Annotated in this window: 16 protein-coding genes; 6 read left to right on the top strand and 10 right to left on the bottom strand. The window is 40.2% G+C overall.

Features of this window, described 5'->3' with window-relative positions:
- Positions 1–160: 160 nt before the first annotated feature.
- A complete protein-coding gene (locus tag BUA53_RS06115) occupies positions 161–1,561 on the top strand; it encodes a nucleoside recognition domain-containing protein (protein WP_072834475.1) in 1,401 nt (466 codons plus the stop codon).
- Positions 1,562–1,628: 67 nt separating this feature from the next.
- On the opposite strand, the gene BUA53_RS06110 is transcribed toward BUA53_RS06115, so the two are convergent.
- The 4 genes from BUA53_RS06110 to BUA53_RS06095 form a co-directional block, all read right to left on the bottom strand.
- Positions 1,629–3,476 carry an outer membrane protein assembly factor BamB family protein gene (locus BUA53_RS06110; RefSeq protein ID WP_072834474.1) on the bottom strand — a complete coding sequence of 616 codons (1,848 nt, stop codon included), beginning with the start codon at positions 3,474–3,476 and terminating at the stop codon, positions 1,629–1,631.
- Between the two features lie 71 nt (positions 3,477–3,547).
- The gene (locus BUA53_RS06105) at positions 3,548–5,386 is read right to left on the bottom strand and encodes a RagB/SusD family nutrient uptake outer membrane protein (RefSeq protein ID WP_245793021.1); all 1,839 of its coding nucleotides are present in this window, start codon (positions 5,384–5,386) and stop codon (positions 3,548–3,550) included.
- Positions 5,387–5,394: 8 nt separating this feature from the next.
- Complete coding sequence (locus BUA53_RS06100; protein ID WP_072834680.1) at positions 5,395–8,820, bottom strand: SusC/RagA family TonB-linked outer membrane protein; 3,426 nt, start codon at positions 8,818–8,820, stop codon at positions 5,395–5,397.
- Between the two features lie 85 nt (positions 8,821–8,905).
- Entirely contained in the window at positions 8,906–9,655 is a 750-nt protein-coding gene (locus tag BUA53_RS06095; RefSeq protein ID WP_072834472.1) for a DeoR/GlpR family DNA-binding transcription regulator, read from the bottom strand.
- A 275-nt stretch (positions 9,656–9,930) separates the two neighbouring features.
- On the opposite strand from BUA53_RS06095, the gene nhaD reads away from it, so the two are divergent.
- Positions 9,931–11,214 (top strand): sodium:proton antiporter NhaD, encoded by a 1,284-nt coding sequence (gene nhaD / locus BUA53_RS06090; protein ID WP_072834471.1) that lies wholly within the window; start codon positions 9,931–9,933, stop codon positions 11,212–11,214.
- Positions 11,215–11,246: 32 nt separating this feature from the next.
- Here the strand turns inward: nhaD and BUA53_RS06085 are convergent, their stop codons facing one another.
- From BUA53_RS06085 to BUA53_RS06075, 3 genes are all read right to left on the bottom strand, one after another.
- Complete coding sequence (locus BUA53_RS06085; RefSeq protein ID WP_072834470.1) at positions 11,247–12,812, bottom strand: OstA-like protein; 1,566 nt, start codon at positions 12,810–12,812, stop codon at positions 11,247–11,249.
- A 1-nt stretch (position 12,813) separates the two neighbouring features.
- Positions 12,814–13,824, bottom strand: a complete 1,011-nt coding sequence (locus tag BUA53_RS06080) for an MlaD family protein (protein WP_072834469.1) — start codon at positions 13,822–13,824, stop codon at positions 12,814–12,816.
- 287 nt (positions 13,825–14,111) lie between these two features.
- Positions 14,112–15,131, bottom strand: a complete 1,020-nt coding sequence (locus BUA53_RS06075) for an N-acetylmuramoyl-L-alanine amidase family protein (protein ID WP_072834468.1) — start codon at positions 15,129–15,131, stop codon at positions 14,112–14,114.
- 75 nt (positions 15,132–15,206) lie between these two features.
- Here BUA53_RS06075 and BUA53_RS06070 point away from each other — a divergent pair, with 75 nt between their 5' ends.
- The gene (locus tag BUA53_RS06070; protein ID WP_072834467.1) at positions 15,207–17,954 is read left to right on the top strand and encodes a putative LPS assembly protein LptD; all 2,748 of its coding nucleotides are present in this window, start codon (positions 15,207–15,209) and stop codon (positions 17,952–17,954) included.
- On the opposite strand, the gene BUA53_RS06065 is transcribed toward BUA53_RS06070, so the two are convergent.
- The 3 genes from BUA53_RS06065 to BUA53_RS21180 form a co-directional block, all read right to left on the bottom strand.
- The gene (locus BUA53_RS06065) at positions 17,948–18,682 is read right to left on the bottom strand and encodes a lysophospholipid acyltransferase family protein (RefSeq protein WP_072834466.1); all 735 of its coding nucleotides are present in this window, start codon (positions 18,680–18,682) and stop codon (positions 17,948–17,950) included. The genes BUA53_RS06070 and BUA53_RS06065 overlap by 7 nt on opposite strands.
- Before the next feature lie 9 nt (positions 18,683–18,691).
- Positions 18,692–19,363, bottom strand: coding sequence for a uracil-DNA glycosylase (gene ung, locus BUA53_RS06060; protein WP_072834465.1), 672 nt, complete (start codon positions 19,361–19,363; stop codon positions 18,692–18,694).
- Between the two features lie 183 nt (positions 19,364–19,546).
- Entirely contained in the window at positions 19,547–19,708 is a 162-nt protein-coding gene (locus BUA53_RS21180) for a hypothetical protein (protein WP_217652942.1), read from the bottom strand.
- Positions 19,709–20,048: 340 nt separating this feature from the next.
- Between BUA53_RS21180 and BUA53_RS06055 the strand changes: the two genes are divergently transcribed.
- The 3 genes from BUA53_RS06055 to BUA53_RS06045 all read left to right on the top strand — a co-directional run bounded on the left by BUA53_RS06055 (position 20,049) and on the right by BUA53_RS06045 (position 24,211).
- Complete coding sequence (locus tag BUA53_RS06055; RefSeq protein ID WP_072834464.1) at positions 20,049–21,272, top strand: rhodanese-like domain-containing protein; 1,224 nt, start codon at positions 20,049–20,051, stop codon at positions 21,270–21,272.
- Positions 21,273–21,397: 125 nt separating this feature from the next.
- Positions 21,398–22,231 (top strand): type IX secretion system protein PorG, encoded by an 834-nt coding sequence (gene porG / locus BUA53_RS06050; protein ID WP_072834463.1) that lies wholly within the window; start codon positions 21,398–21,400, stop codon positions 22,229–22,231.
- 51 nt (positions 22,232–22,282) lie between these two features.
- Positions 22,283–24,211 carry a menaquinone biosynthesis decarboxylase gene (locus BUA53_RS06045; RefSeq protein ID WP_072834462.1) on the top strand — a complete coding sequence of 643 codons (1,929 nt, stop codon included), beginning with the start codon at positions 22,283–22,285 and terminating at the stop codon, positions 24,209–24,211.
- Positions 24,212–24,215: the final 4 nt, after the last annotated feature.

Here is a 24,215-nt window from a genome sequence, read left to right as displayed (position 1 = left end):
AACCACCAGCTATTTTTTCGGGACGCAAAGATAAGCATATGCTGTTGCCGATTTCCAAATGAAACGTTTAACTTCAAACCCAAAAAAGGAAGGTGGTAAAGGTGACAACCAAGGGGTTGCACAACCTTAAATCCCTGGCCTTTAACCTCAAACCTTCAGTATGGCGTTAAGCAGAATCTGGTCGGCCTTTGTAATTATTGCAGTTTTAGTGGCCTCTATAAGGATTGTCGCATCGGACAATAAGGTAATTTTCAGCTCAATGGTTACCGGCAAAAGCGGGGATACGATACATCTAAGGCAAACTGATACCACAACTTTCTCTGAAATACAACTTCACCAGTTGGACTCCCTTGGATATATGGCTGTGGGTAATGCTTCAGTAAAACGAACAGGCAATGGCAAGCTGGAATATTACCAGTTACAGAATGCTGATGGAATTATTGAAACCTGCAAAAGCGCCGTGAACATCAGTATCGGATTGATTGGTATTATGGCTTTGTTTATGGGTTTTATGAGCATTGCGGAAAGGGCAGGGGGCATCAGGTTATTGTCTAAGATTATTGGTCCGTTTTTCTCAAAGCTTTTTCCTGAGCTTCCAAAAGGGCACCCCGCTATGGGCCATATGATGATGAATTTTTCTGCCAATCTTTTAGGATTAGACAATGCGGCTACGCCTTTTGGATTAAAAGCCATGCAAAGCCTGCAGGAAATCAACCCAAGTGCAGAAAGAGCATCTAATGCCCAGATCATGTTTTTATGCCTTCACGCCGCAGGATTTTCCTTAATACCTGTTAGTGTAATAGCAGTCAGAGCCGCTTTAAGATCTGCAAATCCTACAGATATATTTGTTCCCTGTATGATCACAACTTTTGTGGCCACTATGGCTGCCATGTTTATTGTATCATATAAACAAAAGATCAATCTTTTTCAGCCTGTTATAATAGCCTGGGTGGGTGGGTTTTCTGCACTCATTGTTTTGCTGGTCATTTATCTAAACAGGTTAAGTGTAGATGGTCTCCAGACATTCTCCAGTATTTTAAGCAATGGGCTTATTCTTTTGATATTCCTGCTGATCATTTTAGGTGCTCTTTATAAAAGAATCGATGTTTTTGATGCTTTTATTGATGGGGCCAAAGGAGGATTTGAAACTGCGGTCAAGATCATTCCTTACCTGGTGGGTATGTTGGTGGCTATAAGTTTATTACGGACCAGTGGCAGTTTCGATATGGTCATTGATGGTATGAAAACATTTTTTGCTTTCCTGGGAATGGATACCCGGTTCGTAGATGCCTTGCCAACGGCCCTCATAAGACCCCTAAGCGGCGGCGGTGCACGTGGTATGATGGTAAGTACAATGACCACCTTTGGTGCTGATTCTTTTCCAGGTAGATTGTCAAGCATTATGCAAGGCGCTTCAGATACCACTTTTTACGTGATCGCAGTTTACTTTGGTGCCGTAAACATCAAGGATACAAGGTATGCTGTAGGGGCTATGCTTTTAGCTGATCTTGTGGGAGTTATTACTGCCATATTGCTGGCTTATATGTTCTTTGGACGTTAGTAAATGAATACAATAAAAAAGAGGCAACAATCTAAATTTGTTGCCTCTTTTACTATTAATTTAAGTATTAAAACTGGAGTAAACTTATTTTACCATCCATGGTGGTGACTAAAATTTCTTTATTGCCAACAGGTAGCAGGTTAGTTATTAAACAGTTTGATGTTTTGTGTTTCCATAAAACCTTTCCGCTAACCCTGTCAAGCGCCACTGTTACACCTGATTGTGTTGGTACAAAAACAGTGTTATTCTTTTGAACAATTGCAGTAGGACATATCTCGTAGCCAAGGGAAACATCTGCTTTCCATATTGAAGTCATATCATTTGCAGTAGTAGAAATTCCTTCTACAAAGCCCTGCATTGTTTTTACAAATACCATGGAACTGTCCTTTGATAATCCCATAGATTCCCTAACTTTTATTTCAGGTATCTGTTTTCTCCAGATGACGTCACCGGTAGCTGCATCCAGTGCGGTCATATACCTGTCTGGTGCTACAATGAATATTCTGTTATGCGTGGCAACGGGAAAACAGGCAGCAGGTGAGAACATCCGGTTTGAACTTCCATTGTTCCATTTCCATATTAAGTTACCTGTTGCTATATCCAGGCAATAGAAATCATTATTCCAGCAACCGAATAGAATTCTGTTATTATAGATTAATGGCTTGGTTACCACAAATCCTTTAACATTAGCAAAGTCCCAAAGAAGGATGCCTTTATGGAGGTCCAACTTCCTGAAGTGCCCATCAGAACCTCCAATATAAACGGCATTTTGATGGATTACAGGGTTGCCTAGTACAGCTTTTTCTGTTTTATATTTCCAGGCAAGTTTGCCATTTTTAGCTGAAAGCGCATAGATATAGTCATCTGAGGAGCCTGAGATTACCAGTCCATCTTTTACCGCAGGTATGGAATAGATCTTTCCACCGGTCTTAAACTTCCATTTAACCTTTCCGTTTTTCTTTTTAATGGCCAATATCTCTCCATTGGTATTAGTGGTGAATACAAGGTCATCATAATATGCCGTACCTGAACCAATATCACTGTTGTCCTGGTAATTCCATTTTTCCTTTACCTGTGGGAAACTATCATTAACAGCATAGGAGGGACGCGGATAATTTACAGTAGCATTTGCAAAATCATGGTCTTCCAATGGAAGTGTTAACCATACAGGTTTTGTTTGTACTGCAGGTATCCTGACCTGGTAGCTGACCTGGTTGTTAGAGATGTTCACAATATTGTATCCTCCCACTTCATCCTTTGCCCTCAGGTTTGACCGGCCCATTACTGCAGGTATACCCTCAAAATTGAGTTTATGGTTGGCATGGCCGTGACCACATAGTATTAACTGAATATTCTTCTTTTTCAACCTGTCGATGGCTTCAAACCAATTGTTCAATGAAGAATCCTGGGGATAGTGGTTTACGAATATAATGGGTGCATTACCGGGTATGGTTTGCAGGGCAGAATCAAGCCAGACAATGTTTTCCCTTGGAATTTGCCCGGGACCCATTCTCATATTAGGCCCGCAATTGGTTCCAATAAAATAATATCCACCTTTTTGGAAATTAAAGGTTTCATTACCAAATACTTTCTTGAAGGTATTGGCGCCACTTTCTGACCAGTTGCCATCATGGTTGCCTGGAATGATATACCAGGGTTTATTCAGGCTGTCAAGGATTTGTTTGGCCAGCTGTATTTCAGCATCAGCGCCAAACTCTGTTATGTCGCCGGAGATGACAACAAATTGTATTGAATCATTTTGATTGATGTCTGTAACAGTTCTGCGCAGATCTTCTGCACCGGTGCCGCTACCCACATGAGTGTCAGTCAAATGAACGAAAGTCAGCGGGGTATTTTGTGCAAATAATTGGCTTAAAGAAAATAATATGAGAAGGGATAAGAGAAGCTTTTTCATGGTTATAGATAAGTAAAAGAAAAATCGGAAGTCTTTCTGAGACTTCCGATTAGAATAATAATTATGAACTTTTACCAGCCCGTTGTCTGGGTAAGGGTATAGCCCTTTTCCTGGTATTGAATGATCTGCGATTGTCCAACAGGTGACAAGTATGATTTGTCAGTAAAAGAAAGCCTGTTTTGGGCATTCTCTACCATCCAGTAGCCTACCATTGCATCTGCATTAGTACCATCCCAGGTAACAATGGTGCCATCTTCCTTCTTGACTCTTACTTTACCCTTGTTTGCTGTTGTAAGATAGCTGGGTATTTCAGCTTTAACGTTCACCCAAGGGCCAAGGAAATAATCAGGATTGGTGCTGAAATCCATATACTGCAATTTTTTCCAACGCTTAAGATCTAATAACCTTGTATGCTCAAATACAAATTCCATTCTCCTTTCTCTACGTATTTCCCAAATCAAGGCTGGGACATCTGCATCGCGGGCAGGATCATCTGGAAGAGCAGCCAACATAAGGGGAGCAGTCTTTTTCACGCCTTTTGCAATAGCTGCTGCATCTAAAGGACGATTACGAATGGCATTAATTGATTTATCAAGGTCGCCCTGGCTAACTGCAGGACCACCGTAGTATTGTGCTAAAACGGCTTTAGCTTCGATCCAGTTCAATACTACCTCCGCCAGGCGCATAACAGGAGCATCACTGGTATTGGTATTGCTTCCCCATGCAGCAGGATATGTTTTTCCAATATAAGTTATTGCTTCCCTAGATGCAAACTTATAGCCATAAAGAAGCGTTGCTGACGCTCCATTAACTTTATCAATGAAAGAAGCTTCGAAACGAGGGTCTCTTGTTTTTACTAAATCAGCAATCTCAAAGCTACTTGCTTCAGGAACATCAGAATTTTGCCAAACTTTTCCATCATTGGCAATAAATGATTTGATTAAAACCAGATTGGGATCAACACCAACTACCTCGGTTCCGTTTGAATAAGAACCAATACTGTGGGTAATATTCAAAGCGGCATCATATACCCTGTAAAGAAGTACCTCAGGATGTCCGGCCAGGCTTTCAGAGGCGAATAAAGATTTAAAATCCTTGCTGAAATTGTATTTACCACTATTCATTACAATTTCTGCAGCTTCCACCGCAAACTCAAGGTATTTCTTTGCTCTGGCGGCGTCTAAGTTGTGATAATGCTGGTAGGTACCTTCAAACAGCATGAACCGTGAAATAAAAGCAGCAGCAATGTTTTTATTCAAATTCTGGGGCCCATCATCAACCCGAATGTTGGCGAGTACAAATTTGAAATCATCATAGACTTTATCCATCACAACTCCCCTGTCATCCCTATCCTTGTATAAAGTGGCTAGATCAGTGTTTGATACTTCCTTATCAAAATAGGGTACATCTCCAAACACACTAACCAAACGACTGTATTCAAATCCCCTGAAGAATTTTGCTACAGCCATCCAATGGTTATAAGCCTCTTCAGAGATCTTAGGTTTTACTACATTGTCCAGCCGGTCAATAAAAATATTTGATTTGCGCACCCATGCGAAATCCCACGTAGGCCCTGCATACTGAGTCATCCATGAAGCAGCTTCAGAAGTGGAGCCCCTTGAAGTGGGAACACTGCTTTCAAAATTTGACTGCACATTCTTACCGGTGAGATCATCGGAAAACGTATATCCTCTTACCGGTGTATAATCTGCAGTAAAAGATGAATTATAACCAGTAAAATAATTGGTATAAAAAGCATTGGCATACAAGCGGGCATCGTTCTCATTCCGCCAAAAGTTGGGGCCATCAATAATATCAGTAAGAGGTGGTCGGTCCAATACTTCCTTATTACATGAAAGGAAGACTACACAAGCTAATAAGCTATAGAGATATTTAGAAAATTTCATCATGATAGTTTTTAAAAATTTAATTGTGCACCAACTGAAACACTTTTAAAGGCCGGAACTCCCATTCCTGTGCGACCTGAATTATAGTTCGAACCATTCCACATAGAGTATCCGCTGATAGTTTCAGGATCTATTGGCAGATCTCCTAAATGATCCCATGTAATAAAGTTTTCAAGACCTACATATACTCTTAAGGAGTTAATCCTGGCTTTATTCATCAGGGATTTTGGCAGAGAATAACCCACTGTGAAGTTTTTCAAACGGAGATAGGACATATCCAAAAGATACCTGTCCTGAACCTGCATGTTATTGGCAGCATTACTACCTGCATTATTATATGCAGCAGGATAAAATGCTCCTGTATTATCAGGCCTCCAGTAATTGCCAGCAAAAGCTTCAGGCATGGCACCATCACCGGAATTAAATCCTGCGATAGCAAGCATTCCGTCACCCCATATTTGGCGGCTACCTACGCCCTGGAAAAAGGCACTGATATCAAAACCTTTAAAGTCTGCTCCCAGTCTGAAACCATACTCGTAACGAGGTGTTGAATTACCTATCATTTCAAGGTCACCATGATCAGCTAAAGTACCCTTGCCATTATTGATTTCACCATCGCCATTTACATCCCTGAACTTCACATCGCCAGGGCCGAAAAAGAAGTTGGATGAATTTTGTAAAAAGGCCTGATAAACCGGCATCTTACCATTAGGACCTGCCTTTAATTTATAAGCTTTTTTCCCTGCATATAAAGCACTTTCTGCAGGAGTAAGTGTAATTAAAATAGGCTTACCATTTGCATCCAGCTCAAAATCTTCATTCTGGTACAACCTGTCTGTGCGATATCCCCATATTTCACCTATCGTTTTACCATTATAATTACTGGTCACCTGGGTGCCTGAACCATAAGAGGTTAAAATGCTTTTTGCATCCGAGATATTTCCTCTAACATTAATGCCTAGGCCATTATCAAACCTGTGGTTAAAATCAAGGGATAATTCCCAGCCTTTTGTTGACAGGGCGCCATAATTTCCAAGAGGTGCGTTCGTTCCAAAAGTTAAAGGAATGCCTTCCTGCGGCACGATCATGTTTTCAGTGTTTCTTTCAAAGAGATCAAAAGAAATATTGATTTTATTATTTAGAAGTCCAAGATCTACACCGACATTTTTACTAATAATATCCTGCCACTGGATATTGGCGTCAATGGCAGCAGGGGAGCCTACATAACTTACCCTTGATCCATTGATCCATGTTGATTGACCGTTAGGCATGATAGGCAGGTATAATCTGTTGGACACACTTTGATCTCCAATTGAACCCCATGAGCCTCTGAACTTAAGAGAACTCACTACAGGTTTTGTCCATTTCATAAAGCTTTCTTCGCTCGCTACCCAACCTGCTGAAACTGAGGGATACCATCTCCACCATAATTCCTTCGGGAATTTTGAAGATCCGTCGTAACGTAAGTTTCCTTCCAAAAGATATTTGTTTTGGAAAGCATAATTGATGCGTCCGAAATATCCTAATTGTGATTCCCATCTTTTATCACCATCAATAGTTGCCGTTCCGATACCAAATGGAATTTGTGGATTAGAGATGTCCAACATATTGGTTACCTGTGAAGATTGCCACTCTGTTGTAGCAGTAACCCGGTTAATACCCAGTATAAATTTAAAGGCATGATCTTCCTTAAATTTCAGGTTATATGTGGTTAAAGCATTTATAGTATTACTGAAAAAGTTGGTTGCTGTCCGTGCAAAATGATCCGGGTTTGATCCAGCTGAGGTATAGGTATCATATGACAGATCAAAAGCGCGTGTGGCACCAGGAGCAGTGCTGGAAACAACTTTTCCGGTACTATCTACGTATACTGGATTACCATCTGCATCTAAGCGGGCCTTAGGGGCTGCCCAGGAGTTCCTTGCAGTGAACCTTGTTCCCGGTCTTTTCCAGGTTTCGTCCTGGTTAGAAAAAGTATAATCAAAATCTACTTTCCAGTTGTTCGTAATGTTTACAGTTGCTCCAAGGCTATAATTCGCATAATTCTGTAAAATATTAGCTGTGTTGGCTGAGGCTATCTCACTATAGGGGCTGCGGATCAGGTCCCCGTTTTCATCGCGACCCAATGGGTACAATGAACTCCAGCGGTATAAATAATACCAGGGATCAGCCGTTGTAGAGCTGGTAGCATAAGCGTATTCTTTATTTCTCCTGGAATACAGTGCGCCACCCCGAATGGTGAGGTACTTATTGATATCACTGGATATTTTCATTGAAACATTATAACGGGAAAACTTATCTGCTTTAGCAGGTCTCATCATACCGCTTTGATCCAACAAGCCAAGTCCCAGGTTATATGATGTTTTGCCCTGCGTAAGGCCTACAGACAGATCGTGTTGTTGGGTAGGAGCCCACTCCCTAACCATATAATCGTAGGGATCATAAGTTCTAACACCCATTTTCTGGTTGGAAGGTCCCTGGACATACCAGTCCCTGCCAAACACCGTAGGGTCGTTTGCACCTACAGTACTGCCATATTTTTCCTTCCATTCAACTGCTCTTTCATAACTAGCCCTGTCTACATAATAAAATGCACCAGTAGGAGTAGTTACACCTATACGTTCTGCTGCATCTACAGTGTATCTCAGGCCATCCACATCAGCCATTTTAAGATCTTTCCATACATTCTGGAATGAAAAATTGTTGGAATAGTTTATTTGTGGCTTTCCAGTTCCTGAACCTTTTTTTGTTGTGATCAGTATCACTCCGAATGATGCTTTGGAACCATAAATAGATGCAGAGGCGGCATCTTTTAAAACAGTAATGGAAGCAATGTCATTAGGATTTACTACCTGGATACTTGGAATTTCAACATTATCCAGCAATATCAATGGAGAGCTTCCGCCCTGCAATGATCCTAGCTGTCCCCTGATTTTAATAATAGGGTCAGATCCTACTTCTCCACTGGGAATTGTTACACTAAGTCCTGTTGCAGCACCCTGTAAGCCTCTTCCTACATCAGCTATAGGTCGGCCACCTAATGTTTTCTTAACATCAATAGTTGATACAGCTCCAGTCAGGTTCCCTCTTTTTTGAGTACTATACCCTACAACAACAACATCCTCAAGAGCATTACTTGAAGAGGTAGTAAGTTTCATGGATACCACATTTCCTTCACCTATAACTGCATCCTGTGCATTATATCCTACAGAAGAGAAATGAAGGGTCTGCCCAGTGTGGGCGGAAATAGTGAAACGTCCTTCCGCATCAGTTTGTGTGGCCCGGTCAGTACCTTTAATTAATACAGTTACACCTATCAGGGGTGTACCATCATCCCCGGTAACCTTACCGGAAATGGGTCTTTCCTGTGCAAGACCGGAAAAACCAAATAATAGCATTCCAATACTTAGGAATGCCAATTGTAGAAGTCTTCTCATGTTAAGCGGTTTAAACTTTAATTGTCCAATAAAAAAATGTCTGCTTGTAACACTCATCCTTTTTAAATATATAGCTCCGTTATTATTATAATACTGTAATTCCTGCTTTTATGTAAGGTTCTAAAAGAGGGTCATCAGGTGGTAATTCAGTAATTAGCGTATCAATCTTCTGTATATCACAAACCTGTATCGGTTGTTGGGAATTGATCTTTTCAGAAATAGTCAGGCATACCAGCTTTTTTGAAGATTCGATCATCGCTTTTTTGATCTGAACTACTTCCCAATCATTATCAGATACGCCATTCTCAAGGTTAATGGCATTGATACCTAATATGCAGAGATCTGCTCTTAATGACCGGATTCTTGAAATAGCCTCAAGCCCAACAGTGATTTTTGAATTCTTGGAGATCTTGTCACCAATTACGATAACATCAATGTTAGGATGGTTCATATATTCATATATAGCTGGAATACTGCCGGATATAAACGTTGCATGTAATTGGCTGGGTAATACCCTGGCCAGCTCAATGATGGTTGTTCCACCGCCTGTTAATATGAACATGCCATCCTGTACTAAGGAAACAGCTTTTTGGGCGATGATTTTCTTTTGAGTATAAGAGTAGATCTCACGGGAAGATTGGTTTCCATGATGAAAGGAGGGAGAAAGGGCTCCGCCATGAACTTTGATGAGTTTGCCAGATTCAGCTAATTCCTGAAGATCCCTGCGAATTGTATCATCTGATACATTTATATGGTGGCTGAGGTCAGCAGACAGAACTTTATTATGCAGGTTCACCTGGTGAAGAATATAGGCCTGTCTTTCTCTTTTAAGCATTCGTTAGTACAATTCGCACCAAAATAAAGTAAATAGCTGCAAAAAACCGCAAGATTTTTATGTAAATATTAAGATTTGTGGATAAACACGCAAAATGACCCCAAAACTTGCGTGTATATGCAAGTAGCCCTGTCTGGATAAAAATTATAGAAAAATCTATTTCTCAACATGGTTATGTAGAAACTGCAGCTCAAACCCGACTGTAAATTTCATTATGCGTTTATTTGCATGAGTTCCAAATGTTAATCTGAATTATTGATCACAACAAAAAGACTATGGCAGGGCTGTTACTATCTATTTTCCTAATTGGTTACCTGGCTATTGCACTGGAACACAAAGTGCAAATTAATAAGGCGGCCATTGCTTTAATTACCGGTATACTTTGCTGGACAGTTTACATACTGTATGCCAGTGATGTTAAGGTGGTAGAAAATAACCTTAGCCGTCACCTCGGTGAGGTTTCACAAATTCTTTTTTTCCTGCTGGGGGCAATGACTATAGTTGAACTGATTGATGCACATGATGGTTTTGAGATCATTACCAGGCGTATTACCACAGTTAATAAGAAAAAACTTATATGGATCATTTGCCTGCTAACTTTTTTTCTATCGGCATTATTAGACAATCTTACCACAACCATTGTAATGGTATCACTGGTGAAGAAACTAATGGACGAAAAGAATGATCGATTAATGTTTACTGGTGCGGTGGTTATTGCAGCTAATGCCGGAGGTGCCTGGTCACCTATAGGTGATGTCACCACAACAATGTTGTGGATAGGAGGGCAGATAACAGCATATAACATAATAATCAAATTATTGATTCCTAGTATGGTGTGTCTGCTTGTTCCATTGATTGCGTTGAGGTTTATCCTCAAGGGGAATGTGACAAGACCAGCCGCAGACATAGATACAAATGAATCTGAACCACTGGAAAGAAACCGGAACATTGTATTTTTTTCTGGTATTGCAATTCTTTTGCTGGTACCGGTTTTTAAAACAGTAACCCATCTTCCCCCTTTCATGGGTATTTTATTAGGTCTCGGTTTGTTATGGGTTATAGTTGAAATATTGCATCGGGACAAAGATGAGGCTGACCGCAAATTTTATACAGTTACCTATGCACTAAGAAAAATTGATGCACCCAGCATCCTGTTCTTCCTGGGCATTTTACTGGCCATTGCGTCCCTCGAATCCACCGGGCAACTGACTATCCTTGCAGGATTTCTGGATGCCAACATTAAGGATATGAACATAATTGTTCTTTCCATTGGCCTTATTTCTTCTATTGTGGATAATGTGCCATTGGTAGCTGCATCTATGGGAATGTACTCTTTAGATAAATATCCCACAGACCATTATTTCTGGGAGTTCCTGGCATATTGCACGGGCACGGGAGGAAGTGCGCTTATTATTGGATCAGCGGCAGGGGTGGCTGCTATGGGTATAGAGAAAATAGATTTTATGTGGTATCTCAAAAAGATCAGTTGGCTGGCACTTATGGGATACTTTTCCGGGGCATTAATTTATATACTGCAGGCAAAACTATTTGGTATATAGACTTTGATTTCGTAAAATATCAACAATATCCTTTACTCGAATAATTCATACTTTGTTTTAGGCCTTTTTTCTTCCAACCACTGAAAATTCTGTAAGTGCATTTCGGAAGGATGCTTTTTAGATATTGGGAAAAGTGTTCCTTTTACTGAGCTTCTTAGTATTACTTTATAAACTTCTCCCTTCAAAAAGAATACATCCAGGACATCACTGCTGGTTTTATTAACACTTGTAAAAGCACTATCCTTGTCCTGGATAAAATATACGGATTCTGCAGCACCACGGGCACGCACAGAATCTATAACACCTTCTTTAAAATATCCATCCAGGCGTGTGGACTTTACCTGGTTATAAACTCCTGGCTGCACCTCATTTACCATGAAGCTATTCTCGAAAGTCCTGATCTTATCGGCTTTCTTGTTTTTGGTATACAGGTAAATAGTATCACCGGTCATCTGGCTTTTTCTGCTCCAAACTACCGGGTTTTGATATAAATGGAAAATGGAATCTTTGAAAGAATAAAACATGCTGTCACTTACAGCCTGCATGGAATCTGAGAATATCCTGACATGCCTGAAGGCTTCAAAATACCTGTTGGTACTGTCTTTTTCCTTTACACCGATAAGCTTTAACAGGCTGTCCGAATTTTTATAAAGGTCTGTTAGCCTGGCAGAGAATAAGGTATCTGCTGTTACATACAAGGAATCCTTTTCCTGTTTTATGATCATCAGCGGTTTTTGCGTGGCAAGGTAGGCACTGGTCTTTTTGTTGGCAAAGATGCGATTGGCCAAAATATTTACTCCCTGTGCAGTATCTATTAATACTCCCCGGCCTTCTATCTGAATAATTCCTGTAGAATCATCACTTGCTATCCTGTCGCCGGTGGCAGTCATTGCCTTATCTTTTATTGTGGTGCGTGAAGTAAATTCCGCCCGGCTATGCGCAACATCGTAATAACCTTCCTTTGTGGTTATAGTTTTGCCTGCACTGTCTTTAATAAATGTTTCAGCTATAAATCTGGCTACCTGTGTTTCTGTATTATACAGCAGTGAGTCGGTTTTTAAATAATATGCCGGATCCTTCAGCTCAACATTGTCTTTAAAATAAATGTCACGTATATCAGTATAATAAACACCTTCTCGACTGGTTAGCACTGATTTTTTATTGACTACCTTACCTCCATTATGATATGTTCCAATCTTTGATGCTACATCATAATCCAATTGTTTTGTAGTCAGTGTAGCATGTCCGTCGCTGAGTCTTACATTGCCATTCAGATAGGCCATTTTTTTATTGCCGACATAATTCAGGTGGTTAGCATATACATTAGTGGTGTCACTGTCATTAATATGAACATTGCCAAATGCTTCAAATGTATTGGCACTGCTGTTTATAATGCAGCTATCACAATAAAATAGTGTATTGTTCTGGCTTAATTGCACATTGCCTGACAATATTTGAAGTTGACCTTCTGGCTTCAGGTATAAAAAATTTGCCCTGATGATATTGACCTTATTAGTATCAGTTGTAGCAACCTGTGCATGCGCAAACGAAAAAAGAAAGAAAAAAAAGAATAGGAGAGAAGTGAACTTTTGTTTCATCTTATTGCTTGACCACAAGGGTATCTTTGGCTACAGGCGAAGTTAGAGGCTCACCCTTGTTCTTTCCACCAAAAACTGAAATATTAACGTAGCGTTTGGGGTGAACACGAATGTCATCAAACAATATTTCTGCACTTAAAGCCACAGTATTTAACCTGTTTGTCATATTGTCCAGCCTGTCATAAATACCTCGGTCATTCATCAATAATCCTAATGTTCCTTTACTGCTGTTAAAGCTTGAAATAGTATTTTTTAATTCATTGATCGTTGCCTGCATGGCAGCTACTGTACCATCAATATTAGAATTAGCTAATTTGGAAGTTGTCACCTCAACATTTCTTATGGAACTGGTAATAGCATCATTATTCGCAGCCAGGTTACCGGTAATGGAGTTCATGTTACTGAGCGACTTTCCCAGCATACCGCTTTGTACATTAAGCATTTGTTGCAGGTGACCGGAAGAGATAGCCAGGTTGGCTATCAGGCTACGCATATTGTTTTTGGTATTTGGATCAAAAATATCATTCATCGCTCCAATGGTTAGCTTTAGCGAATCAAGTGTCTCATTTACACGAGTGATGGTAGGAGTTATCTGTGCTTTGATATCACTGATCAGTCCCTGGTCTAGTTTAGTAGATATAGTATCTCCGGAGGCCAGGTATACATTTGCATCTCCTTTGGTAATATTAATAAATGCCCCCCCCACTAAAGGACCATCAATAAAAGCTACAGAGTTTTTTGGAATGTTGACCTCACGGGATAAATGAATTTCAACAATGATCTTGTTGACTTCCATATCTTTCGGCACCATAGTATATACAGTACCTACCGGGAGTCCATTTATTTTTACCTGGTTAGATTTTTCCAGGGTTCCAATATTTGAGAATTCCGCAAAAAGGACAGGTGTTTTAGAAAATAAGCTTTTCCCTTTTAGAAAGTTAAAACCTAAAACGAGGACAACTATAGAAACAATAGCCAGTAAGCCTACCTTAGTTTCATTGGTTAATTTCATGTATAATCTTTATTTTATCCATCCCTGTCATAATATTCTCACAGGCTATTTTCTAATCACTAATTGAATTACAGATTTCTGTCCCAAAATAAGAAATAAATTCCCAACCTTATAATACGACCTCTTACTGCCTCAGGGTTGTTTAAAAAATCATACCAAGTATGTAATGCAATAAAAGCCTGGAATTGCAGGCTAAAATTCAAATAGCATGGAGTATTAAAAACAGCAGGACAATTGAGTTATCTCAAACCATGACTATTTCCTATAGAGGTAATTATTATATAATATTACCGGGAAGCATGTTTTCTTTCAGCCAGTTCTACATCCTGCAGGAAAGAATCAGCACTAATAGATTTTTTGGGAGAGCTAAAGCTGGTTACAGCATTATTGTTCTGTTTCTTTTCCAACCAGTCAACGTAATTCTTCAGGGCATTGGTAATACATTGAGCAATTTCTGTTTGTCCTGTTTCACTATTCAGGTATTCTTCTTCCTGGGGATTGGTTATGAAGCCAGTTTCTACTAATATACTGGGCATAGCAGTGGCTTGTAATACCCATATACCAACCTGGCGCTGGTGGGCTCCGCCACTGATACGCCCAACTTTAGAAAACTGATCTTCAACCATTTCAGCAAGGGTTACACTTCGTTTAGCAAATTGCCTTGTTTTTACCAGTGAAAGTGCAACAAACTCAGGGGAGTTAGGATCTATATCCCCATATTTCTCCTTATAGTTGTCTTCAGCAAGCATTGGGGCATTTTCTCTCACCGCCACTTCTTTGTCTTCACTTTTGTGTGCACCCCAAATATAGGTTTGAGTACCACGTGCTGATGTATTGGGTACTTCATAGTATCTATACTGGGCTACCTTACTTGAGTGCTTTCTCTTTTTCTTGCCTTTGCCCGTATAATATACATGGGTTTTATATCCAAGAAATTCCCTTTTTTGAATAGGAGGCATTGCATTTACATGGATAGACACAAATAGATCGCCCCTGTTCTGGTTAGCTATATCTGCTCGTTCATGCAGATCTGTTATATATTTTGTTGGCCTGGTTTCAATGATCTTAATATTGGGAAGATCTTTGGCAACCATTGCCACTAATTTCTTTGAAACTGAAAGACAGATCTCGTCCTCATAAGAATAAGAACCACGAGCTCCATTGTACCCACCATTTGACATAATACCATGGCCGGCATCAATAATTATCGTCTTTAAAACCTGTTGGTGTGGAGTAACTTTAGTAAATGAATAGAGAAGAGCAGAACCTGCAAGGAAAGAAGCAAGCACTAAAGTTTTTTTAAGCATATCAGATTTTGTTTGACGGTTTAATCTTCACAAATTGTTTAAGTTTCAAAGGGTTACTTTTGTTTTAACATCCTTATGGCTCAACTGCACAAATTTAGGCCAAAATATTTCTGTTTTGTATTTGCAGCTCTTGCATTTAGCATTGCCATAACGTGTAAAACCCAGGCCCATGGTTTATTCACGCCTGAAATTTACAGCACTTTAACATCCGACACAATACCAGTTCGTAAAAATAACCTTAGGGACAGTGTTACCAGGAATGATTCTATTTCCCGCAGCACTGATACATTACGCGATTCCTTACAACGTTCTGATACACTTCCCCCGACTCCTAAAATAGATACATTCTCAATAAGAATGTCAAAAGATACATTGGATGCTCCTGTTGAATATGAAGCTGAGGATAGCGCAGTATTACTGGTTAAGGATAAAATGTTCATTCTCTACGGAAAAACGAAAACTATCTATAAAGATGTAACACTTACTGCACCTAAAGTGTTGATCAACCAGGAAACAGGCATCGTTACGGCTTATAATTCCAGGGATAGCCTTGGCAATGTGGCAACGCGGGCACGCTTTCAGCAGGGTACGGAACAGAATTTCGAAAGCGATACCATAACCTATAATTTTAAAACACAGCGTGGATTGACGTTCAATACCTACACCAAGCAACAGGATATGTGGGTGCAAGCCAATCTTATAAAGAAAGTTAACGCCAATACCACATTTGCAAAGCATGTCATCATGACTACCTGCGATTATGATGAACCTCATTTTGGTTTTGTAAGCAGTAAAGGAAAATTCATAAATAATAAAATAGCTATTACAGGGCCCATTCATCCGGAATTTGAAGGCGTTCCCATACCTATTTATTTGCCTTTTGGATTATTCCCTTTGAATCCCGGTAGGCATTCGGGTATATTGGCGCCAACTTTTGAGGTAAATGAACAATATGGTATAGGGCTGATCAATGGCGGCTATTACCATGTGCTGAATGATTATGTAGATGTAACACTCAGGGGGAATATCTATTCTTATGGTGGCTGGATGGTTAACCTGACACCTACCTACAGGAGACGCTACCATTACTATGGATCGCTGAATATAAGCCTGATACGTAATAAGCAGAATTTTAAAGGTGATCCGGATTTTAGTGTTAATAAGACCTTTAATATTTCCTGGAATCATTCTGTTGACAGTAAGGCAAAACCCGGAACCAACTTCGGTGCAAATGTGAATTTTGGATCCTCAAAATACAACTCGTATATATCAGATAATCCTATTCGAAATGTAACAAACACCCAGCAATCTTCTATCAACTATTCCAGGACCTGGACCGGGACCACACCCATGAATTTTACCATGAGTGCGAACCAAAGCCAGAATAGTGTTAACCATTTGATGAACCTTACATTGCCGGATGCAGGGTTTAATATCAGTACTTTTTATCCATTTCAGCGTAAAGAGGTGATTGGCTCTCCCAAATGGTATGAGAAAATAGGATTGGGCTATACTGTTTCAGCCAGGAATCAATTATCTTTTTATGACACAGCTTCTAATACCATTAGCAGTCTTTTGGATACATTAGAATGGGGTGCACAACACCGTTTTCCCATTAGTCTTTCCTTGCCACCATTAGGAAAATTCATAGTATCTCCTTCAATATCGTATGAAGAGACCTGGCTTACCCATAGATTGAGACGCCAGTGGAATCCTGTTGCAGGTAAGGTGGATACCCTCTCAAATGAAAAAGGTTTTTTTACAGACAGGCGTATGAGCTTTTCACTGGGGGTCAATACAAATATTTATGGAACCCTGGCATTTAAAAAGTCCAGGCTCATGGCCATTCGTCACGTGATACGCCCAAGCTTTAGTTTAAATTATACGCCTAATCTTTCCAAAGGAAAATATGATGTGATACAGGTTGATACTTTTGGACATATTTCAGCGCTGCCCCAATTCGTTAATAACAGGATATTTACCGGCTACAGCTATGGCAGGTTCGGGGGCATCAGTTTTGGGGTGGATAATAACCTTGAAATGAAATGGCGCAGTAAAAAAGATACAGGCGATGCGGCCATTAAAAAGATCAGGCTGATAGATGGTTTTGGTTTCCAGAGCGGGTATAACTTCCTTTTGGATTCCTTCAAATTGCAACCTTTTAATCTTTACCTCAGAAGCACACTGTTTGAAAAACTAAGTCTTTCCGCACAAGGTCTTTTGGATCCTTATTTATATGACACATTGGGTAGACAAACTAAAAGATATGCCTGGAGTGATGGTCGTGTAAATATTGGGCAATTGAGATCAGGAAGTATCTCCATGTCCACTCAGTTTCAGAGCAAACCCCGCGATCCGAAACAGGGAACCAATCCAAATGCACAAATCGGGCGACATATTAATGACCCGGCGTTGATGGCAGATGAACAGCGATTGCAGGATTATATGCGAAGGAATCCAGCCGAATTTGTAGATTTCAATATTCCCTGGTCAATTGGATTATCTTATTCTTTGAGCTTTTTTAAGCAATTTGACCGTGAGACAAAGAAGTTCAAGACTTCTGTCACTTCCAGTGCTTCCTTTAATAACAGTTTCAGCCTTACTCCCAAATGGAATTTTACTACAAATGGCTTTTATGATTTTAAAACCAAGCAGCTGACCACCTTTACAATGTCCATTTCCAGGGACATGCATTGCTGGCAAATGGCCATTAACGTTACGCCCATTGGTAACTATCGCTATTTTAATATTAGCATTAGTCCTAAATCTTCCATTCTCCAGGATCTGAGAATCAACCGTACCAGGACCTTTGTTAACTATTGATGATTTAAGTAATAGTTCTTCATTACTTCAAACACTTCCTCCTTTAATTCCTGAGTAGATCTGCCCGGGGATTCAATGGCAGGAAGGAAATGCATTTCAACCTGCTGAGGCCAGAAGAAAAAGGTCTTGTTCGTTGGGAGCACTTTGGTTGTATTAAATATAACTGCTGGTATAACCGCTTTCCCCGTTTCCACAGCCAACTTAAAGGCACCATCATGAAAACGTTGCAGTGGTTGCGATGTTTTATTACGGGTTCCCTCCGGGTAGATGCACATATGTAAACCCATTTTTAGTACTTCTTTCATTTTGGTGTAGCTGGCCCTACGACTTTCTTCGCTTTTCCGGTTTACAAGCACGCTGCCTCTTTTATAAATAGTGCCAAATACCGGAATTTTTGCCATTTCATCCTTTGCTATGGTTTTATTAGCCCCGGGAATTGCTGAACTTGATAGTGGCACATCCATGAAAGAATTGTGATTGCACACCACTACGTAAACCTGCCCTTTTTTAAAGTTGTCTTTACCTGTGATCTTTCTTTTTACACCTGAGAAAATAAAAAAAGTAGTCATCCATATATCAAATATCTTAAACACATAAATAGTTCTTTTTGGTTCCGGCCACAAGCCTGTTATCCATATGGGTATAAAATAAACAAGTAGCGAAACAGCAAAAACCAATAAAGACCACAATGCAAAGACTCTTCCCAGTATATTCTTCAATAAATTCATGTGCAAATATTATAAAGCCCAATCAATTGGATCCAAATTCTGTTTCATTAAATAGGTATTTGTTTTAGAAAAATGCCTGCACCCGAAAAAACCGTTATGAGCACTAAGCGGAGAGGGGTGTGCTGCCTTTAATATATGGTGCTTTTTTGTGTTGATCAACTCCACCTTTTCCTGTGCAAACTTCCCCCATAACAGAAATACAATATGCTCCTTTTTGTTCGACAGTGTCTGGATCACACAATTGGTGAAGGTATGCCAGCCAATTTTAGAATGACTCATCGGCTCCCCGGCCCTCACGGTAAGAGAAGCGTTTAATAAAAGTACACCCTGAAGCGCCCATGGGGTCAGGTCACCATCTTTCGGAATGGGTATGCCTACATCATCCTGTAGTTCTTTAAAAATATTTACCAGTGATGGTGGTTCAGGTATGCCTTTAGGCACAGAAAAACTTAGTCCCATAGCTTGTTTTGGACCATGGTATGGGTCCTGTCCGAGAATGACCACCTTTACTTTATCAAAAGGAGTTTTATCAAATGCATTAAAGATCAATGGGCCTGGAGGATAAATAACTTTGCCCTGCGCTTTTTCCGTCTTTAAATGTTCTGCAATATTCTTAAAATAGGGCTTTTTGAATTCATCCTTTAATTGGGTTTTCCAGGACGATTCAATCTTGACATTCATCTGTTCTTACTATTTAAAAAGGCTGAAGGTATCAATTATTGAATTATCTGTGCACTATCAACCAGGTTCATCCGGAGTTGCAGAAATAATGACCTCAAATAAAAAGGTATGTAAAGTATATTTTGAAGTATCTGAAAGGGAACAAATTTCAGCACTTTTTCTACTGATGTAGTTGCAGTAGGATCAGTTGTCATTTAAAAAACCATCTATCATTTCCTGTTTTTCCTGTTCTTGTGTAAAGCGTTTATACTCAAGCAGGAATAATCCTGAAATAATGATAGATAATCCAAAAGCAATTTCCTGGATCCTTTCAGTAATATCCCCGGCAATTTCCATTAAGTACATAACCAATCTTTTTTTGTATTGATTCAAAAGCTTTGCCACGAAAAATTGGTAAAAAAACAGCTTTTTGCAGGATGCTGGAGTTGTATTTTAAAGTTACAAAGAAAGGCTTGTTTTCCCTAAATAATTGTGCAAAAAACCGACGTTCCGAAGGAGCGCATCACCCGGTTTAATTGTGACGGGGGAATTCATTTTTGTCCTTTACCCTCTACAGCTGTTTCCCCTTATCCAGAATAATCCTGGGAATGATTACAATAATAATTACTGGAAGGGTTTCCATTCATAACATTAGGGCTCAAATTGTTCCCTAACTTATATATATTAATTAATAAAAACATTGAAGATGAAAAAGACGGTACTATTATTTCCCTTCCTGTTGATTATTTTTTGTTGCCGTGCTCAGTATAAAAATGATAACCTCCTTTTTAAAACAGTGTACCCGGAAAGCTTGTGCGGGGAATTGAAGAAATACCCTGGTGCTCTTATACTTGATGTAAGATCAGCGGGAGAATTTAATGACACTTCTTTCAGCACAGGATTGAATATCGGGCGTTTGAAAAATGCCATAAATATAGATGTGCGGGAGTTGCCAAAACAATTGCATTCATTGGACGCTTATAAAGACAAACCTGTTTTTGTTTATTGCTCGCATAGCCAGCGGAGCCGAAGAGCCAGTAAGTTGCTAGCAGATAGTGGTTTTCATTATGTCATTAACATCAATGGCGGTATGACAGCAATCAGGGCTCTGGATGATGACCAGGTGCCTTGCAGCAAAACCTTGCTGGAAACGAAAAATAAATATGCAGTTATCCCCGCTACAGATCTGTGCCGTCAGTGGAAGGATCATCAAAAGAATATCATATTACTGGATGTGCGTCCTGATTCAGCCTGGCAACATATTACTTCCAATCCAAAGGTCAATGCCATGGGAAGTTTTAAAAACACCATGCATATTGCCCTGGATGAACTATCATCACAAATCAATAATCTCCCAGGGAACAAAGAAATCATACTGACAGATAATTTTGGTGCTGATGCAGCAAAAGCAGCCAGCTTACTGGTTGATAAAGGCTTTGCAAAAGTTTCAGTTTTGCTGGAAGGTATTGACAGGTGGTTATTGACAAGCAATAAAAACACGTCATGTAAAGGCTTATATATTCCTGCCGTCAGTTACAGCATTATCAGCTCTGCTGAATTTGGAAATCTGGTAAAAGATAAAACAGATCACCTTATCCTTGATGTAAGAACCCAGGATGAGGTTTCTAACAAAGCAAAAGAAAGTTATAAGAACATTGGCCATATGAAAAATGCAGTCAACATTCCCTATACAGAATTAGCTTCCCGGGATAATGAGATTCAGTCTTATCGAAATAAACCTGTTTACGTGTATGCATTTTCCGGTTCACCCGAGGCTTACATGGCTGCAAATACATTGGTGCAAAAGGGATTTACAAATATTAAGTTGTTAGCCGGCGGCTTGTTTAATATCAGGTGGACAGCAGCCAACGTAGTGAATATGAATCACCTGGATGATTTGGTTACTGACGTTCCTTCAGAAAATAAATAAGACACGTATGTTGTCTGCTGCTGGCCGTTTGAATTGCAGAAACTTGATTCTCAAAAGTGCTTTTAATGCCTTTAGTACAATAAAGCGGCCTTAAATTTGTTAAATAGGAATAAAATTTCCCTTTGATGCGAAAAACCATTGTTTATTTTCTTGTATCCATTATCACTTTACCATCATTTAGCCAGGTTAGATTGGGAATTTTCGGGGGCTTATCCAATTACCAGGGCGACCTTACCGATAAATTATATAAAAGCTCAAAAGCTGCTTTTGGTATCACCGCATCTTTTCCCATTGCACAAAGATTCAGTATCAGGACAGGTTTGACCCTGGGAAAAATTGCAGGTGCAGATAGCCTTAGCGACAAGCCTGAATTAATAGCCCGCAATTTAAGTTTCCAGTCAAAAATCACTGAATTCAGTGTGCTTGCTCAGTATGATATTTTTAATATAGATGATACCCGCTGGACGCCTTATGTTTTTGGTGGTCTTGCTCTTTTTCATTTCAATCCTTTTACTTACGACTCTACCCAAACTAAAGTGTACCTGCAACCTCTCAGCACCGAAGGCCAGGGTTTGCAAGGATATCCGGAAAAACCTTACACATTGACGCAACTCTCGCTTCCTTTTGGCGCAGGTATAAAATATGCCATTAGCGACAGGGTGCAAATAGGCCTTGAAGTGGGCCTTCGCAAAACCTTTACTGATTATCTTGATGATGTAAGTGGTGGCTATGCAGATCCTGCCGATCTTTTAGCAGGTAAGGGCCAGCAGTCCGTGGATCTGTCCTACAGGGGTGATGAAATAGGCAATCCAGCTTACCCAACCAAAGGGTTTACACGCGGCAATCCCAAGGCAAAGGATTATTACTATTTTTCGGGTCTGCATCTTTCCTTCGCCCTTGGTGGAGGGGAAGGCAAAAGTGGTGGACGTGGAGGTTATGGATGCCCTAAAGTTTTCTAAATAACAATTCTCATGAATTTATAAGTCATCGGTTCCTACTTTTGGGGTCTCATGGCATATAAAAATCAACAGCAGTTCATAGATGTATTGGAACGTGAGGGCGAACTGGTTCGCATCAAAGAATACGTCGATCCCAAATTGGAAATAGCAGAGATCACAGACCGCATCAGCAAAACTCCCGGCGGTGGCAAGGCCTTGCTTTTCGAAAATACCGGCTACGATTTTCCTGTATTGATGAATGCCTATGGCAGTGAAAAAAGAATGTGCCTGGCATTGGGTGTCAATCACCTGGATGATGTAGCTCATGATATTGAAGCTCTTTTTAAAATGCTTGCTTCTCCTAAAGAAAGCATAGTTGATAAATTAAAATTGCTGCCTAAGCTCGGGCAGTTCGCCAGCTGGATGCCGAAGGTCCGATCAGGAAGAGGAGAATGCCAACAGGTGGTTTGGCAGGGAAAGGATGCTGATATTTCCAAATTGCCAGTAATTACCTGCTGGCCTAAAGATGGTGGTCCGTTTGTTACACTCCCCGTGATCCATACAAAAGACCCATCTACATCTACCCGTAATGTGGGCATGTACCGTATGCAGGTATTCGGACCACAATTAACCGGGATGCACTGGCATAAGCACAAAGTTTCAGCAAAGCATTTCAATGAATATAAAAAGCTCGGTAGGAAAATGCCTGTAGCTGTTGCATTGGGTGGAGATCCTGCCTATGCTTATTCAGCCACAGCTCCTTTACCAGAGAATGTTGATGAATACATGCTGGCTGGCTTCCTTCGTAAGAAAAAAGTAGAGCTGGTAAAATGTATAACACAACCTGAAATAGAAGTGCCTGCAGATGCTGATTTTGTAATTGAAGGTTATGTTGATCCCGCAGATGAACTGATCTGGGAAGGTCCTTTTGGAGACCATACCGGCTATTATTCTTTGCCTGATTGGTATCCTCGCTTTCATATTACCTGCATCACGCATAAACAAGGCGCTGTCTATCCTGCTACAATTGTTGGAATACCCCCGCAGGAAGATGCCTGGCTGGGAAAGGCTACTGAGCGAATATTCCTGGCACCAATGAAAATGACCATGGTGCCTGAGATCGTGGACATGGATATGCCGGTGGAAGGTGTATTCCATAACCTGGTCATTGCCCAGATCAAAAAAGAATATGCAGGGCAGGGACAAAAAGTGATGAATGCTATGTGGGGAGCAGGGCAGATGATGTTCAATAAGATACTGGTGGTGGCAGATACCGGGGTGCAGATACAGGACTATGAGAAATTAGCCCAATATGCATTCAGCAACCTTGACCCGGCAGCAGATATTTATTTTTCCCAGGGACCAATGGATGTCCTGGATCATAGCTGCAGCAAGCTTGGATTTGGTGGCAAAATGTGTATCGACGGTACAGCAAAGTATGAAGAAGAAAAAGATGATACAAGCGCATGGAAATCTATAAATAATGACTGGCTGAATACTATTGCTGACAAGTTTGATGAGGTACACGCAGTAAATACTTCCCTGCTGAAAAAAGATATCCCGGTATTGGTGATTTCTGTAAAGAAATCAAAGAAAGGCCAGGTCAGGGATTTACATCAACAGCTTTGCCAGGCTCCTGAAATGGAAGCAGTGAAAATGGTGCTTTATGTAGAGCATACTGTCAATGCCAATGACCTTACAGTAGCCTTATGGCGCTTTTGCAATAACCTGGATCCTAAAAGAGACAATACCCTCGTTCAACGTCCTTCTAGTATTGATGAATCAAAAACCTATTCCTGCATGGGCCTTGATGGAACCATTAAAAGCAAAGAAATGGACAACTTCCAGCGGGACTGGCCAAATATTATCGTTTCAGATGAAGCTACCATCAAATCGGTAGATGCCAAATGGGATAAGCTTGGATTAGGAGAATTCTTACCTTCACCTTCACTCAAGTTCCAGGACCAGGTGTATGGATTGGAAGCTGTGGTCCAGGCTTAATCAA

The organism is Flavisolibacter ginsengisoli DSM 18119 (genome assembly GCF_900129295.1).
Lineage (GTDB): Bacteria > Bacteroidota > Bacteroidia > Chitinophagales > Chitinophagaceae > Flavisolibacter > Flavisolibacter ginsengisoli.
Note: the sequence above shows the minus strand (reverse complement) of the source record. Positions and strands in the feature narration are given on the sequence as shown.